General features: G+C 57.1%; 12 protein-coding genes and 1 pseudogene. 6 read left to right on the top strand and 7 right to left on the bottom strand.

The window, feature by feature from the left end; genetic code table 11:
• Positions 1-8: 8 nt before the first annotated feature.
• Positions 9-1,016 (top strand): carbohydrate kinase family protein, encoded by a 1,008-nt coding sequence (locus CWM53_RS27725; protein WP_074387327.1) that lies wholly within the window; start codon positions 9-11, stop codon positions 1,014-1,016.
• A 42-nt stretch (positions 1,017-1,058) separates the two neighbouring features.
• On the opposite strand, the gene CWM53_RS27720 is transcribed toward CWM53_RS27725, so the two are convergent.
• The gene (locus CWM53_RS27720; protein ID WP_074387328.1) at positions 1,059-1,787 is read right to left on the bottom strand and encodes a response regulator transcription factor; all 729 of its coding nucleotides are present in this window, start codon (positions 1,785-1,787) and stop codon (positions 1,059-1,061) included.
• Positions 1,788-2,059: 272 nt separating this feature from the next.
• On the opposite strand from CWM53_RS27720, the gene fdhF reads away from it, so the two are divergent.
• Entirely contained in the window at positions 2,060-4,207 is a 2,148-nt protein-coding gene (gene fdhF, locus CWM53_RS27715) for a formate dehydrogenase subunit alpha (protein ID WP_077625462.1), read from the top strand.
• A 265-nt stretch (positions 4,208-4,472) separates the two neighbouring features.
• Positions 4,473-5,159 (top strand): tetratricopeptide repeat protein, encoded by a 687-nt coding sequence (locus tag CWM53_RS27710; protein ID WP_061156090.1) that lies wholly within the window; start codon positions 4,473-4,475, stop codon positions 5,157-5,159.
• Between the two features lie 34 nt (positions 5,160-5,193).
• Here CWM53_RS27710 and gltP read toward each other — a convergent pair whose 3' ends face one another.
• The gene (gene gltP, locus CWM53_RS27705) at positions 5,194-6,507 is read right to left on the bottom strand and encodes a glutamate/aspartate:proton symporter GltP (RefSeq protein WP_061156091.1); all 1,314 of its coding nucleotides are present in this window, start codon (positions 6,505-6,507) and stop codon (positions 5,194-5,196) included.
• A gap of 111 nt (positions 6,508-6,618) precedes the next feature.
• Positions 6,619-6,819, bottom strand: a pseudogene (locus CWM53_RS27700) (hypothetical protein).
• A gap of 100 nt (positions 6,820-6,919) precedes the next feature.
• On the opposite strand from CWM53_RS27700, the gene acs reads away from it, so the two are divergent.
• From acs to actP, 3 genes are all read left to right on the top strand, one after another.
• Positions 6,920-8,878 carry an acetate--CoA ligase gene (gene acs, locus CWM53_RS27695; RefSeq protein ID WP_100631215.1) on the top strand — a complete coding sequence of 653 codons (1,959 nt, stop codon included), beginning with the start codon at positions 6,920-6,922 and terminating at the stop codon, positions 8,876-8,878.
• A gap of 183 nt (positions 8,879-9,061) precedes the next feature.
• Positions 9,062-9,373 carry a DUF485 domain-containing protein gene (locus CWM53_RS27685; RefSeq protein ID WP_061156094.1) on the top strand — a complete coding sequence of 104 codons (312 nt, stop codon included), beginning with the start codon at positions 9,062-9,064 and terminating at the stop codon, positions 9,371-9,373.
• Positions 9,370-11,025, top strand: a complete 1,656-nt coding sequence (gene actP, locus CWM53_RS27680) for a cation/acetate symporter ActP (protein WP_074387331.1) — start codon at positions 9,370-9,372, stop codon at positions 11,023-11,025. The genes CWM53_RS27685 and actP overlap by 4 nt, the downstream gene beginning before the upstream one ends.
• Positions 11,026-11,080: 55 nt before the next feature.
• On the opposite strand, the gene CWM53_RS27675 is transcribed toward actP, so the two are convergent.
• From CWM53_RS27675 to CWM53_RS27660, 4 genes are read right to left on the bottom strand one after another with little or no spacing between them, the layout of a single operon-like run.
• Positions 11,081-12,178 (bottom strand): type 1 fimbrial protein, encoded by a 1,098-nt coding sequence (locus tag CWM53_RS27675; protein ID WP_074387332.1) that lies wholly within the window; start codon positions 12,176-12,178, stop codon positions 11,081-11,083.
• A 19-nt stretch (positions 12,179-12,197) separates the two neighbouring features.
• Complete coding sequence (locus CWM53_RS27670; protein ID WP_077268438.1) at positions 12,198-12,749, bottom strand: fimbrial protein; 552 nt, start codon at positions 12,747-12,749, stop codon at positions 12,198-12,200.
• Positions 12,750-12,785: 36 nt separating this feature from the next.
• Complete coding sequence (locus CWM53_RS27665) at positions 12,786-15,365, bottom strand: fimbria/pilus outer membrane usher protein (RefSeq protein ID WP_100676122.1); 2,580 nt, start codon at positions 15,363-15,365, stop codon at positions 12,786-12,788.
• Positions 15,319-16,008, bottom strand: coding sequence for a fimbrial assembly chaperone (locus tag CWM53_RS27660; RefSeq protein WP_074387334.1), 690 nt, complete (start codon positions 16,006-16,008; stop codon positions 15,319-15,321). The genes CWM53_RS27665 and CWM53_RS27660 overlap by 47 nt, the downstream gene beginning before the upstream one ends.
• Between the last annotated feature and the right edge of the window lie 52 nt (positions 16,009-16,060).

The raw sequence follows: 16,060 nt of genomic DNA, 5'->3' as shown, positions 1-16,060 counted from the left end.
TAGCGATCATGGAACGTAAAGGGATTATTGCCGCAGGCAACATGCTGGTCGATCATGTCCATCAGATCAGGCAGTGGCCGGAGCGCGGCTGGCTGGTGGAAATTGTCCATAGCGAACGCGCCACCGGCGGCGCCCCGCTGAATGTCCTGCTGACTCTGGCTAAAATGCATGCCGGACTGCCGCTGCAGGCGGTTGGCCTGATTGGCGAGGATAACGACGGCGATTACATTACCGCCATGCTCGATCAGTACCATATCAATCGCCAGCTCGTGCAGCGCACCAGCTCCGCCCCCACCTCGATGACCCAGGTGATGACCGACGCCGACGGCCAGCGCACCTTCTTTCACTCTCCCGGCGCCAACCGACTGCTTGACCTCCCGGCCTTTGAGCCGCTGGATGCGCCGCTGAAGATTTTCCATCTCGGCTATCTGCTGCTGCTCGAAAGCCTTGATCGGCCCGACGAGGCGTTCGGCACCCGCAGCGCGCGACTGCTGGCGCAGATGCGCGATCGAGGCTATGAAGTGTCCCTCGACCTGGTGTCGCGCAAAGGCGATCCGCACTACCGCCCGCGGGTCCTGCCGGCGCTGGCGCATCTCGACTACCTGACCATCAATGAGCTGGAGGCCAGTGAGTTTAGCGGGCTGGAAATCCGTCTGCCCAACGGCGAGCCGCACGTCGCTAATATCGCCCGCGCCGCCAGCGCATTACTTGACGCCGGCGTGCGCCAGCGGGTGGTGATCCATTGTCCGGAGGGGGCATGGGGTGTATCCCGCACGGAAGCCGGGCGCTGGGTACCGTCATGGCGGCTGCCGCCGGAGGAGATTATCGGCAGCGTCGGCGCGGGGGATGCCTTCTGTGCGGGCCTGCTGTATGGCAGTCACGAACGCTGGCCGTTAACCGACAGTCTGCAGCTGGCCCACGCCTGCGCCCGCGCCAGCCTGCAGGCCGCCAATGCGATCGACGGCGCCAAAACGCTCCCTGAGCTGCAGGCGTTTATTCAGTTGCAGAATGGTTAGATCCTCCAGCGCCGGGCGGGCCGGTCAGACAGCAAACCCGCCCTACGCCGCCTTCTCGCTGTGGGTCACATCGGCGGAAAAGACATAGCCCAGACCGCGCAGGGTTTTAATCAACGTCGGCTGATGCGGGTTTAACTCGATTTTGCGGCGCAGGCGCATGATCAGCACGTCGATGGTCCGGTCGAACACCTCAGTGCTTTCATTATGAGTCAGCGCCAGCAGTTGTTCGCGATTCAATACCCGGCGCGCGTTCTGCGCCAGCGCCAGCAGCAGGCCATATTCTCCCTGAGTCAGAGGAACGGCCTGCTGCTGTGGGTTATACAGTTCACAGCGCGTGGTATCCAGCCGCCAGCCGTTAAACGTCAGGCCGCTGCCGACGCCCGACGTCTCGCCGGCCAGCGCCCCGCTGCGCCGCAGTACCGCTTTCACTCGGGCGACCACCACCCGCGAGCTGAAAGGTTTGGCGATGTAATCATCGGCGCCCATCTCCAGGCCCACCACCACATCAGACTCACTGCCCAGACCAGACAGCATCACCACCGGCAACTCAGGCCGCGTGCGCTGCAGCTGCTGAAGCACCTGCAAACCATGGGTATCCGGCAGGATCATATCCAGCAAAACCAGCGCGATGTCTGCCCGCTGCGCCACCATCGCCAGCGCGTCGCCGCCGGTCTGGCAGACCAATACTTCAAACGCGTGCGCGCCAAGCACATCGCTGAGCAGTTCGCCCATCGCTATGTCGTCATCCACCACCAAAATGACTGGTTTCATCTTTGCCTCTGCCCGCGGGGAATTAGTGTCAGTCTGATCGATTCTGCAAGCCTGCGCCGACAAATTCCTCTCCCGGTGACATTTTTTCAAGCGCCGTCACATCTCCAGCGTATCGACACGTCAAATCTGTCGACAGGCTGTTTTTCGTCAGCATTTCGCCCAAAAAAGCCGCGTATCATCAAGGAATATCCACAATGAAAATATGGCATAGAAGATGCATAGTGACGGCGCGATAGCGCAAACGCGCCCATTGAATAACTGGAGCAAGACCGATGAAAAAAGTCGTCACGGTTTGCCCGTATTGCGCATCAGGTTGCAAAATCAACCTGGTGGTCGATAACGGCAAAATCGTTCGGGCTGAAGCGGCGCAGGGGAAAACCAACCAGGGAACCCTGTGCCTGAAGGGCTATTATGGCTGGGACTTTATTAACGATACCCAGATCCTGACGCCGCGCCTGAAAACCCCCATGATCCGTCGTCAACGCGGCGGCAAGCTGGAAGCTGTCTCCTGGGATGAGGCGCTGGATTACGTCGCCACTCGCCTCAGCGCCATTAAAGCCAAATATGGCCCGGATGCGATCCAAACCACCGGCTCCTCCCGCGGCACCGGTAATGAAACCAACTATGTGATGCAAAAATTCGCGCGCGCCGTTATTGGTACCAATAACGTCGACTGCTGCGCTCGCGTCTGACACGGCCCTTCGGTTGCAGGTCTGCACCAGTCGGTCGGTAACGGCGCCATGAGTAATGCCATCACGGAGATTGATAACACCGATCTGGTGTTTATCTTCGGTTACAACCCGGCGGATTCCCACCCTATCGTGGCGAATCACGTCATTAACGCCAAACGCAACGGGGCGAAAATCATCGTCTGCGACCCGCGCAAAATTGAAACCGCGCGCATCGCCGACATGCACATTGCGCTGAAGAACGGCTCGAATATCGCGCTGCTCAACGCCATTGGCCACGTCATTATTGAAGAGGATCTGTACGATAAATCCTTCGTCGCCAGCCGTTCCGAAGGCTTCGAGGAGTATCGCAAGATCGTCGAAGGTTATACGCCGGAGTCGGTGGAAGCGATCACCGGGGTTAGCGCCCAGGAGATCCGCGCCTGCGCCCGGATGTACGCCAGCGCAAAATCTGCCGCCATCCTGTGGGGCATGGGTGTCACCCAGTTCTATCAGGGCGTGGAGACAGTACGGTCGCTGACCAGCCTCGCGATCCTCACCGGCAACCTCGGCAAGCCGAGCGTCGGCGTCAACCCGGTGCGCGGGCAGAACAACGTCCAGGGGGCCTGCGATATGGGCGCGCTGCCAGATACCTATCCGGGCTATCAGTACGTCAAGTTCCCGGAGAACCGCGAGAAGTTCGCCAAAGCCTGGGGCGTCGACAGCCTGCCGGAACATACCGGCTATCGCATCAGCGAGCTGCCGCATCGCGCGGCGCACGGCGAAGTGCGGGCGGCGTACATCATGGGTGAGGATCCGTTGCAGACCGATGCCGAACTCTCTGCGGTCCGCAAAGCGTTCGACGATCTGGAACTGGTTATCGTCCAGGACATTTTCATGACCAAAACCGCCTCCGCGGCCGACGTCATCCTGCCGTCCACCTCGTGGGGCGAGCACGAAGGCGTGTATACCGCAGCGGACCGCGGCTTCCAGCGCTTCTTTAAAGCGGTGGAGCCGAAGTGGGACCTGAAAACCGACTGGCAGATCATCAGCGAAATCGCCACCCGGATGGGTTACAAGATGCACTACAACAACACCCAGGAGATCTGGGACGAGTTGCGGCATCTGTGCCCGGACTTCTATGGCGCCACCTATGAGAAAATGGGTGAACTCGGCTATGTCATGTGGCCATGCCGCGATGAGTCCGACGCCGACCAGGGGACGTCGTATCTGTTTAAAGAGAAGTTCGATACCCCGAACGGGCTGGCACAGTTCTTCACCTGCGACTGGGTCGCGCCGATCGATAAGCTCACCGACGAGTACCCAATGGTGCTGTCGACAGTGCGCGAAGTCGGCCACTACTCGTGCCGTTCGATGACCGGCAACTGCGCGGCGCTGGCGGCACTGGCGGATGAACCGGGCTATGCGCAAATCAACACCGCCGACGCCGAACGGTTAGGCATCGAAGATGAAGCGCTGGTGTGGGTGAATTCGCGTAAGGGTCGGATCATCACCCGCGCGCAGGTCAGCGATCGGCCGAATAAAGGCGCGGTATACATGACCTACCAGTGGTGGATCGGTGCCTGTAACGAGCTGGTGTCGGAGAACCTGAGTCCGATAACCAAAACGCCGGAGTACAAGTACTGCGCGGTCAACGTTGAGCGGATTGCCGATCAGCGCGCGGCGGAACAGTACGTGATCGATGAGTACAACAAGCTGAAAGCCCGCCTGCGCGAAAGCGCGATGGGTTAAGGTTCGAACCTTTGTACCATTGAGTAGCCCCGGTAAGCGATAGCGCTACCGGGGATTTTCCCCGGAGGCGGTGCGTTGCGCCTTCTCCAGGCTACCAAATCGCACAACGCTGTAGCCCCGGTAAGCGGTAGCGCTACCGGGGATTTTCCCCGGAGGCGGTGCGTTGCGCCTTTTCCGGGTATTCACACCGCTAATTCCTGCCATTTTCTTCTTTTTCGCCTCCCTTTATACTGCGCGCTATGTTCCTTGCTGATAATAAATACAAATGAAATACCTCTTTTTATTTTTACTGGTTTTCACCAGCGGCGCAGCGGTCGCCACCGAACCCGGCAGCCAGTATCAACAGCAGGCGGAAGCCGGCGATCGACGCGCGCAATATTACCTTGCCGATACCTGGGTCAGCTCCGGCGATTATCAGAAAGCCGAATACTGGGCGCAGAAAGCCGCGGCACAGGGCGATGGCGACGCGCTGGCATTGTTGGCGCAGCTCAAAATTCGCAACTCCCAACAGGCGGACTATCCGCAGGCCCGCCAGCTGGCGGAAAAAGCCGTCGAGGCGGGCAGTAAATCCGGGGAGATCGTTCTGGCGCGGGTGCTGGTCAACCGTCAGGCCGGCCCCACCGACGTGCCGCACGCCATCAAACTCCTGCAGGATGCCGCTAAGGATAGCGAAAGCGATGCAGCGGTGGACGCCCAGATGCTACTGGGGTTGATCTACGCCAGCGGCGTGGATGGCCCGGAGGATGATGTGAAAGCGAGCGAATACTTTAAAGGCAGCTCGGCGCTCTCACGGACCGGCTATGCCGAATACTGGGCCGGCATGATGTTCCAGCTGGGAGAGAAAGGTTTTATCGAACCGAATAAACAGAAGGCGCTGCACTGGCTCAACGTCAGCTGCCTGGAGGGGTTTGATACCGGCTGCGAAGAGTTTGATCGGATCAGTAAAGGATAAGAAAAAGCCCGGCGCTCGCGCCGGGCTTTGTGTTTTATCGGGCGGTTTTATCAAACTTGCCCAGCACTTCGCGTTCATACGCCAGCGCTTTTTTGCGGTCGAACTTATGCTCCCATTTGGCAATAACCAGCACCGCCAGCGCATTGCCCACCACGTTCAGCGCGGTACGCGCCATGTCGAGAATACGGTCGACACCGGCGATAAAGGCAAGGCCTTCCAGCGGGATCCCCACGCTACCCAGGGTTGCCAGCAGCACCACGAAGGAGACGCCCGGCACGCCAGCGATCCCTTTAGAGGTCACCATTAAGGTCAGCACCAGGGTGATCTCCTGCCAGATAGAGAGGTCGATACCGTACAGCTGGGCGATAAAGATCGCCGCGATGCTCTGATACAGCGTTGAGCCATCGAGGTTAAAGGAGTAACCGGTCGGCACCACAAAGCTGGTGATCGACGCCGGCGCGCCATAGGCTTCCATCTTCTCGATAATGCGCGGCAGCACGCTTTCGGAGCTGGCGGTGGAGTAGGCCAGAATCAGTTCATCTTTCAGGATACGGATCAGGATCCAGATGCTCAGGCCACACAGACGCGCGACAATCCCCAGCACCACCAGCGCGAAGAACAGGATCGCGAAGTAAACCAGCAGCACCAGCTTGGCCAACGGCCACAGCGAGGCGAAACCAAAGGTGGCGACAGTCACCGAAATCAGGGCGAATACCCCGATCGGCGCATAGCGCATTACCATATGGGTGACTTTAAACATGGTCTCGGAGATGGAGCGGAAGACCGTTACCAGCGGCTCACGGTGGGTCGCCGGCAGCGAGGAGAGCCCCAGACCAAACAGCACCGAGAAGAAGATAATCGGCAGCATATCGCCTTTCGCCATCGACGCCACGATGTTGGTCGGCACCAGCGACAGGATAGTACCCATCAGGCCATGCGCATGGCTCTGCACCTCGGCAGTGGTGCTCTGATATTTCGAAATATCGACCGCCGCCAGCTGCGACATATCAATGCCCGTTCCCGGCTGGAAAACGTTGGCCAGGGTAATACCCAGCACAATCGCTACCGTGGTGATCACTTCGAAATAGATAATGGTTTTGGCGCCGATCCGGCCTAACTGCTTGGCGTCGCCCACGCCGGCAATCCCGACCACCAAGGTCGAAATGACAATCGGGACCACGATCATTTTAATCAGATGGATAAAGATATCGCCCGCCGGCGTCAGCAAATTGCTAATCAACCAATCGCGACTTTCGGCGTGGTAATGCAGATAACTGCCCAGAAGGATACCCAGCACCAGGGCTAGCAAGATTTGCCAGGCCAGACTGACTTTTTTCGTTTTCTTCACTACTGACTTCCTCAATGAAAGGCACCATTCCTTTTCGTCATGGTACCCACTGCAGGGGGTATGAATTGTGTTGCGTTGCTTTGTGGGGTTATTTAACGCGCAATATCAGTATCATTTGCACGGCATGCTGCGCAAGCCTTTAAGAATAGGGCTTTCTTCTGGTTTTCTGCATAAAGTCACGAATTTCCCCCAGTTACAATGCATAAGTATTTGTAATAAAAAATATTTCACACCTTCCGTTTCTATAAATTCATTTACGTAATTATTTCACTTCAAAGTTTCATTTGATGAAATTTCACTCAGTTGAATCATTGCGTGATCTGCCCCCCAATTAACAAACAAAGCTGTCAAAACCCCTACTCTTAACGTTTGTTTGACATATATTTAACAAGTTCAAAGGAGAAAAAAAGCCATGAGCCAAATACACAAACACCCTATTCCCGCTAATATCGCGGAACGTTGCCTGATTAACCCGGATCAGTACAAGGCGCAGTACCAACAATCCATAACCGACCCTGATACATTTTGGGGCGAGCAGGGCAAAATCCTTGACTGGATACGCCCCTATACCCGCGTGAAGAACACCTCTTTCGCGCCGGGTAATATTTCCATCAAATGGTATGAAGACGGCACCCTGAACCTCGCCGCCAACTGCCTCGACCGCCACCTCGCCGAACGCGGCGATCAAACCGCCATCATCTGGGAAGGTGACGACGCCAGCCAGAGCAAGCACATCACCTACCGTGAACTGCATGCGGACGTGTGCCGCTTCGCCAATGTGCTGCTCGACCTTGGGATTAAAAAAGGCGATGTGGTCGCTATTTATATGCCAATGGTGCCGGAAGCCGCGGTGGCGATGCTGGCCTGCGCCCGCATCGGCGCCATCCATTCAGTGATTTTCGGCGGCTTCTCGCCGGAGGCGGTTGCCGGACGCATTATCGACTCCAGCTCGCGCCTGGTGATCACCGCTGACGAAGGGCTGCGCGCCGGTCGCGCCATCCCGCTGAAGAAAAACGTCGATGACGCGTTGAAAAACCCGAACGTCAAAAGCATTGAACACGTCGTCGTCCTGAAACGTACCGGCGGTAAAATCGACTGGCAGGAAGGCCGCGATCTGTGGTGGAGCGACCTGATGGCGAACGCCAGCGCCGAACACCGGCCCGTCGAGATGAACGCCGAAGATCCGCTGTTTATCCTCTATACCTCTGGCTCCACCGGTAAACCGAAAGGGGTGCTGCACACCACCGGCGGCTATCTGGTCTACGCGGCCACCACCTTCAAATACGTTTTCGACTACCATCCGGGCGATATTTACTGGTGCACCGCCGATGTGGGCTGGGTCACCGGCCATAGCTATCTGCTGTACGGCCCGCTGGCCTGCGGCGCCACTACCCTGATGTTCGAAGGGGTACCGAACTGGCCAACCCCGGCGCGTATGTGCCAGGTCGTCGATAAGCATAAGGTCAGCATCCTCTATACCGCCCCGACGGCTATCCGCGCCCTGATGGCGGAAGGCGACAAAGCGATCGAAGGCACAGATCGTTCCTCGCTGCGTATTCTCGGCTCGGTCGGCGAACCAATTAACCCGGAAGCCTGGGAGTGGTACTGGAAGAAGATCGGTAACGAGAAGTGCCCGGTGATGGACACCTGGTGGCAGACCGAAACCGGCGGCTTTATGATCACCCCGCTGCCGGGCGCAATCGAGCTGAAGGCCGGCTCCGCCACCCGTCCGTTCTTTGGCGTCCAGCCGGTGCTGGTGGATAACGAAGGCCTGCCGCTGGATGGCGCGACCGAGGGCAATCTTGCTATCGCCGATTCCTGGCCTGGCCAGGCGCGTACCCTGTTCGGCGACCATGAGCGCTTTGAGCAAACCTACTTCTCCACCTTCAAAAATATGTACTTTAGCGGCGATGGCGCACGCCGTGATGAAGATGGTTACTACTGGATCACCGGCCGCGTGGATGACGTCCTGAACGTCTCCGGCCACCGTCTGGGTACCGCCGAGATCGAATCGGCGCTGGTGTCGCACCCGAAAATCGCCGAAGCGGCGGTGGTGGGGATCCCGCACAACATCAAAGGCCAGGCCATCTACGCCTACGTGACGCTCAATCACGGCGAAGAGCCTACCCCGGAGCTGTATGCGGAAGTGCGTAACTGGGTGCGCAAAGAGATCGGCCCGCTGGCGACGCCGGATGTGCTGCACTGGACCGATTCGCTGCCGAAAACCCGCTCGGGCAAAATCATGCGCCGCATTCTGCGTAAGATTGCCGCAGGCGACACCAGCAACCTCGGCGATACCTCGACCCTCGCCGATCCTGGCGTTGTGGAAAAACTGCTCGAAGAGAAGCAGGCCATAACGATGCCATCGTAAGCAAGGACCGATTCCCTACACCCTCTCCCCCGCCGGGGAGAGGATAAAAATAAGTCCCTCCCCCAGGATTTCACTCGCAGGAACGCCGTCAGTAAACCGTATCCCGGCTCCATCGCCGGAGGGGTTGCTGTCGCCAGCGTCCGCTGAGTGGATGACGAAAGGGAGACCTCTGGAGACGCTAAGATGAATGAACAACTTTGTCAGCGGATAGAAAATAGTGCGCATTTCAGGGAGTTAGTTGCATCACGGCAACGGTTTGCCGCCATTCTGTCACTGATTATGTTAGTGATCTATGTGGGCTTTATTTTGCTTATCGCCTTCGCGCCCGGCTGGCTCGGTACTCCTCTGCACGCCGGGACCAGCGTCACCCGCGGGATCCCGCTGGGCATTGGCGTGATCGTCATTTCGTTTGTCCTGACCGGTATTTATGTCTGGCGGGCCAACGGTGAATTCGACCGTTTGACCAAAAGCGTTCTGAACGAGGTGAAAGCATGAGCAAGAGAGTACTGACGGCGCTCGCCGCCACGCTGCTGCCCCTTGGCGCTCACGCCGCAGACGCCATTACCGGCGCGGTACAGCGCCAGCCGACCAACTGGCAGGCGATTATCATGTTCCTGATTTTCGTCGCCCTCACCTTATACATCACTTATTGGGCGTCAAAACGGGTACGTTCGCGCAGCGATTACTACACCGCTGGCGGCAATATCACCGGCTTCCAGAACGGGCTGGCGATTGCCGGTGACTTTATGTCAGCGGCTTCTTTCCTCGGTATCTCCGCGCTGGTGTATACCTCCGGCTACGACGGACTGATCTACTCGCTGGGCTTTCTCGTCGGCTGGCCGATTATCCTGTTTCTGATCGCCGAACGTCTGCGCAACCTTGGCCGCTATACCTTTGCCGACGTCGCCTCGTACCGTCTGAAGCAGGGGCCGATTCGCACTCTCTCCGCCTGCGGTTCGCTGGTGGTGGTGGCCCTGTATCTGATTGCCCAGATGGTGGGCGCCGGCAAGTTAATCCAGCTGCTGTTCGGTCTCAATTACCATGTCGCCGTGGTGCTGGTTGGCGTGCTGATGGTGCTCTATGTCCTGTTCGGCGGCATGCTGGCGACCACCTGGGTGCAGATTATTAAAGCGGTTCTGCTGCTGTGCGGCGCCAGCTTTATGGCCTTTATGGTGATGAAGCACGTCGGCTTCAGCTTCAATAACCTGTTTACCGAGGCGATGGCCGTCCACCCGAAAGGGGCGGCGATTATGAGTCCCGGCGGGCTGGTGAAAGATCCGATATCGGCGCTCTCTCTGGGTCTGGGTCTGATGTTCGGCACCGCCGGTCTGCCGCACATCCTGATGCGCTTCTTCACCGTGAGCGACGCCAAAGAAGCGCGTAAAAGCGTCTTCTACGCCACCGGTTTTATGGGCTATTTCTATATTCTGACCTTTATCATCGGCTTCGGCGCCATCATGCTGGTGGGCGCGAACCCGGCGTTCAAAGACGCAGCCGGACAGCTTATCGGCGGCAATAACATGGCGGCGGTGCATCTGGCGGATGCCGTGGGGGGGAATCTGTTCCTCGGCTTTATCTCCGCCGTCGCTTTCGCCACGATTCTGGCGGTGGTGGCAGGCCTGACGCTCGCCGGCGCCTCAGCGGTGTCGCACGACCTGTACGCCAACGTCTTCCGCAAGGGCGCGACCGAGCGCCAGGAGCTGAAGGTGTCGAAGATTACCGTGCTGGTCCTTGGGGTAGTGGCGATTCTGCTGGGTATTCTGTTCGAAAATCAGAACATCGCCTTTATGGTTGGTCTGGCCTTCTCCATTGCCGCCAGCTGTAACTTCCCGATTATTTTGCTGTCGATGTACTGGTCGAAACTGACCACCCGCGGCGCGATGATCGGCGGCTGGCTGGGCCTGCTGACCGCGGTCATTCTGATGATCCTCGGTCCGACCATTTGGGTGCAGATCCTCGGCCATGAGAAAGCGCTGTTCCCGTATGAATATCCGGCGCTGTTCTCCATTGCCATCGCGTTCATCGGTATCTGGGTCTTCTCCGCCACCGATAACTCACCGGAAGGGATGCGCGAGCGCGAGCAGTTCCGCGCCCAGTTTATCCGTTCGCAAACCGGGATCGGTATCGAACGCGGCCAGGCGCACTAAGCGTCGCCTCCCCCTTCCCCGACATCGTCCGGGGAAGGGGGTTATTCTGACCGGCTCAGTTATAGGTAAATGTGATCACCCCGGTGGCGTTTGCCGAACCGGCGGTCACCGCGCTGCCTGTTTTGTAATAGTTGGTGGTAAAAGTGAGCGTTTGCATGGCCGCTGCGCCACCAGGACTGTCGGGATTAGTAAAATAGCTGTAGCTGGCATCCGCGCCGCTGTTGGTCACCGTGGTGCGGCCCGAGGAATAGAGACTGAGGTCAGTATTCAACGGCATCGCTTTGCCATCCATATTTAACTGAACCCCCACCCCGGTGGCAACATTCTCCTCTGCCGTTAAGGCCATCACCGTGTTGCCAGGATTATTGCCGCTCGCTTGCGTCGCCACCACCCGCATTAAAACATTGGTCCCCGGCTCGCAGGAGAGGGTCAGGGGCTGTTGCGCACTCCCCACCTTCGTCGCGGTGTTAAACTCGCTGGCATTGATGCTACCCATGGCAAAACTGAGACTATTGCTACTGACGATACACCCCATCGGGATCATCTGGATGCTGGTGGTGCCGCTGATGTGCAGCCGCGAAATAGAGAGCGTTCCCCACTTATCCTTCGCCGATACCGTCGCCACTGGATCGCTGAACGATAATTGACTATTGCTGGCGATGGCGCCGCCGGTGGCCACCAGCTGCAGCTGATACGCCGGGGTATAATAAGTCGACGCGAAAGAGTCCAAAAAGCCTGTCGGCTTACCGAGGTAATAATTCACATCACCAATATAATGCACCTGCGAGTCGGGGCTGAAATCATCGGTATCACCATCATATTCGCCAGTGATATTGAGCCACACCTTGACGCGAATACCGATCCCCTGTACCGAGGTGGCATAGATATTATCCCCTATCAATGACCCGGCATTGTTTGAGGACCAGGCAAACACCGCGTAGGTGCTCCCCTCACAGTTAAGCAATTCCGTTTGCGAGCGGGTAATCTTCCCCGAGTCATACAGTACTGTCCCTGCGGTATAGCTCCCGGCATTGATCAGAATCTTTTCCGGCAGGTTGGTCATCGAGACATCGCCATAGTTGGTGCCACTGCAGGCCGCCCAGCTATAGACGGGACACAATGCCAATATGAGCAATAAGATCCATTTTTTCATATCCATCCCTGTCGAAACGTTATTTGTAAGCCACATCAAACGTGGCAGTGAAGCCGACGATACCGGGGCTCACCTGGCCATAGGGCGAAAACATGCGTGCTATCATGTTGAAGTTATGAACATCTGCATCATCACCAAAGGTATAGAGATACTGATCACCGGGGCCGAGGGACTGCTGATCGGCCATACTCAATAGTTGCAAACCAACACCGCTGGCCCCGCTACTGCCTGTCTGGAAGTTTTTATAGATCGAAGCGTGGGTGCTATCGAAGCTGGTACCGCTAAATACGATGGTGACCGCCGACGCATCGGCGGAACAGCTGGAAAAGACCAGTTTAACCGGCACGCTGGCTCCGCTCGACCCGGCATTACCGGAGAACGTCTGCGAGGAGACGGTGCCTAAATCGATACTGTTCGACGGTTCCACGGCCACCTCGCAGGAAGGCGCTTCGATGGTGCCCGTGATGTTAAAATTGACCGTGCTGCTGCCTTCATAAGCCAGCGCCGGAAGGGAGAGCAGCAAAAGGCTGGCCACCAGGATGCCCCCTGTGCTGCTGTCTCTCATATTCATATCAGCCCCTTCTTCCATGTTGAAAACGTGCGTCCATTACCGGCATTCAGCCTGATAAAACAGGATATCGTCGCCAAGAGCCATGCTGGAGAAGTCATAATGAACGGTACACTGCTCACTGCTTTTCTCCCCCCAGCGCGCTAATAGCTGGCCTTTTTTCTGCAGCCCTGTGAGATACACCTGCCCCTCATCGCCGACAATGTTGCTGCGCGCCGCGCTGGCGCGATCATTATCAAGGGTCACCAACGCGCCGAAAGGCACCACACCGCTGCGGGTACGCAGGGTGAGCATCGCCTTGTAGCCGATTCGGGTGTCATACTGCACTTTGACGATCGCGTTGCGCGTTGGGACCACCGTTCTGGCGACGTTATCGACCTCGGCGCCAGCCACCTGCTGTTCATCCAGCGCCAGACTGTTGCGATGGTAAGGGCGGACGTAAGGCACCACCGCATATCCGGCGCCATCCGTTGTCACGTTGGTCTGGCCCTGAACCCTCACATCGCTGACGCCGGGCGTTTCAACCAGCGCAGAACTCTCGCCCAGAAAGCGTGACAGCGTGAGTCCGCCCGCATGGGCGACCATGCCGCCACGCAGCGAATAATTGTAGTGATTGCTGTAGTGGTCGTAGCCATAGCCGCCGGCGACATCGCCTTTTGATCCCTGGTAATTGACGCTGAGGTTACCGGAGGTGCTCTTATCCTGGGTGTTGTAACCCTCCTGGAGGCTCCAGTTGAGGGAACGATCCTCGAACGCCGAGCCGTTGAGCCCCACGCTGTGCGTGGTGTCGTTATGGCGGCCATGGTTCATGCTGTAATTCGCCGAGAGCGTCTCGCCAAGCGGGATGCTTAGCGTCAGGGAGACGATGGTATCGCTGGCCGGCCGGTTATTGCCGCTGTCATCGGTACTTTGCACATTGCGGTTATAGGAATAGTTAATAAAGTAGGAGGCCTTGCCAATCGACCCGCTATAGCCCACGCCTACCGACTCCATGCGCGAGCTGTCCCAATAGGTTTCATTGACCAGCGAAAGCGAGAGCGAACCATAGCCGAACAGCGTCTGCGACAGCGAAGCGTCAAACCGGCCTTTTGTCCTGCCGCTCTGCGTACAGCAGTCGCGCTGCGTGGAGGCGTTATCGACAAAATCCTGAAACGAATAGTATCCCGAGGTGGAATAGCGATAGCCGGCCACGGAAAAGTTGGTGCCCGTCTGCAGAAAGCTTTTACTGAAGCGGACGCGATACGATTGCCCCTGTTCTTTGCGGGTTGACGAGGCCGTATCGCTGGTTTTCACGTCGGCCCACGACTGAGAGCCATCGAATGACAGCGCGCCGATGGTGCCAAGGTTAAAGCCGGCGCCTAACAGCAGGTTGGTGTATTTATCTTCCGCCTGCTGGAAGCCGGTATAGAGGGTGAAGTTACTGGTGGCGCCATAGGCCAGGGAAGACTGAATAAAGTTGTATTCTTTATCGTCGGAGCTGCCTGAGCGCGTCCTGCCGCTGCTCAGCGCATAATCCAGCTGGCCCTCGCGCTGCAGGACCGCCAGCGAGGCAAAAGGCACCACAAAGTTTTGCTCGCTGCCGTCAGACTCTTTAACGGTGACATACAGATCGCCAGCGCTACCGGTGGCATACAGATCGTTAATCTCAAAAGCGCCGGGGGCGACGGTGGTTTTATAAATGCTGTAACCATTCTGATAAACCGAGACCTCCGCGGTGGTGCGCGCGATCCCTCGAATCGTCGGCGCAAAGCCATGCAGGCTATCCGGCAGCATCTCTTTATCCGAACTGAGCTGCAGACCGGTAAAGCTCAAACTGTCGAAGATGCCGGACGACGTATAAGTACTACCCACCACCATCTGGCTGCGCAGGGTATGGATATCGCGAGCAAGGTACGAGTAAACCGACTCCCAGCGGCTGTTGTTGTCGCTGTGGCTATAGGTGCTGTAGTTGCGCAGACGCCATGGCCCCAGATTCACCCCAGGCTGCAGGCTAACAAACTGGCTGTCTACGGTAGCGCCATTATGCCGCGGGGCATTGCGCTGCCCGGTGACACTATAGTTGAGAAGACCGGCGTTAATCCCCTGCTGCCACTGGCTCTCCGGTATATAGTCTCTTGGGCGGTTCAGCATCGCGGCCTGCGGAACGGTAAAATCGATTCGCTGCTGGGCAAGAGACACCGAGAACGTCATCCCGGGGATCGCCGACAGCCGGGCGCAGGTTTCCCCTGCCTCAAATAGCTGCGGATAGGCGGTGGTATTAATCAACCACGAATTCAGATACTCCGCGGAAAGACAGGGGGAAGCGGTCGCGCCTGCATCATGGCCAACTACCTGAAAGGTCAGCGATTCTGAACTGACGTACTTATCATTGATGTACACATCCAGGTGATAGGTGCCCGGCGGTACGCCATCTTGTGAAAAATAGGACAGATCAACCGAAGCCGCAGGATTTTCGGCGACTTCAAGTAAATTCGGGTTGAAATATTCGCCGGCCTCAGCGCGAGAAGGCAAGGTACTCAGGCACAAAACAATAACGACGCAGATACTTTTGGCTGAAAATAGCAGCTCAACGCTACTGAATGATAGCGGTATATTTCTTCCCTGACATACCATAATCATTAATCACGCTCCATGTGATCTCTTTTTTCCCTGTCGCGGACAGGTTACTCTGCACGGGTATTTTTAAGGTAGAAAAGGGGGCAGCAAACCATGCGCCAGAAATATTTTTTCCGTTAAGGCTAACCTGGGAAAAATTCATATACAGCGGTGAGTTGTTTTTAACCGTCACCGACGCCCCCTCTTTTCTCCACTGTAATTTTTCGGCATACGATTCCGGTGTATTGCCTTTTAACGCGGCAGGTCGATAAATCAATTTTATTTTCGAGTTGATGGCAAACTGCACCACATTTTTATCCGGGACATATTCCGTTGCCGGGATCCCTTTGATATTGAGCCAAAACATCGACTCGCGATCGTCGGGTAGTTTTTTTCCTGAGCGGACAACGCGCACGAATCCTTTCTCTCCGGCTTTGAGACGGAACAGCGGCGGCGTAATAATAAACGCGTCTTTGGCTGGCGAAGCGGCATCCACCACCGAGAGCCAGGACTGTACGATATTGCTGCTCTGATCTTTATTCTCAACCGTGATGACGGCGTTGTTTTTCGCACCATCAAATACCAGACGCGTGCCGCCCACGACCACGCTGGCTTGCGCAATAGAGGAGGACAGCAATAAACCGACCACAAAAAAAGGATATCTCATACGTTTAATTAAAGGGGAATAACAGACGATTCCCCTTTCTCCATTCAACAAA

The organism is Klebsiella sp. A-Nf5, from assembly GCF_002810545.1.
GTDB classification, from domain to species: Bacteria; Pseudomonadota; Gammaproteobacteria; order Enterobacterales; family Enterobacteriaceae; genus Klebsiella; species Klebsiella variicola.
Note: the sequence above shows the minus strand (reverse complement) of the source record. Positions and strands in the feature narration are given on the sequence as shown.

Coding starts and splice junctions, on each gene's coding strand:
- CWM53_RS27725 (WP_074387327.1), top strand. CDS start 9: ATGGAACGTAAAGGGATTATTGCCGCAGGCAACATGCTGGTCGATCAT.
- CWM53_RS27720 (WP_074387328.1), bottom strand. CDS start 1,787: ATGAAACCAGTCATTTTGGTGGTGGATGACGACATAGCGATGGGCGAA.
- CWM53_RS27710 (WP_061156090.1), top strand. CDS start 4,473: ATGAAATACCTCTTTTTATTTTTACTGGTTTTCACCAGCGGCGCAGCG.
- acs (WP_100631215.1), top strand. CDS start 6,920: ATGAGCCAAATACACAAACACCCTATTCCCGCTAATATCGCGGAACGT.
- CWM53_RS27685 (WP_061156094.1), top strand. CDS start 9,062: ATGAATGAACAACTTTGTCAGCGGATAGAAAATAGTGCGCATTTCAGG.
- actP (WP_074387331.1), top strand. CDS start 9,370: ATGAGCAAGAGAGTACTGACGGCGCTCGCCGCCACGCTGCTGCCCCTT.
- CWM53_RS27675 (WP_074387332.1), bottom strand. CDS start 12,178: ATGAAAAAATGGATCTTATTGCTCATATTGGCATTGTGTCCCGTCTAT.
- CWM53_RS27670 (WP_077268438.1), bottom strand. CDS start 12,749: ATGAATATGAGAGACAGCAGCACAGGGGGCATCCTGGTGGCCAGCCTT.
- CWM53_RS27665 (WP_100676122.1), bottom strand. CDS start 15,365: ATGATTATGGTATGTCAGGGAAGAAATATACCGCTATCATTCAGTAGC.
- CWM53_RS27660 (WP_074387334.1), bottom strand. CDS start 16,008: ATGAGATATCCTTTTTTTGTGGTCGGTTTATTGCTGTCCTCCTCTATT.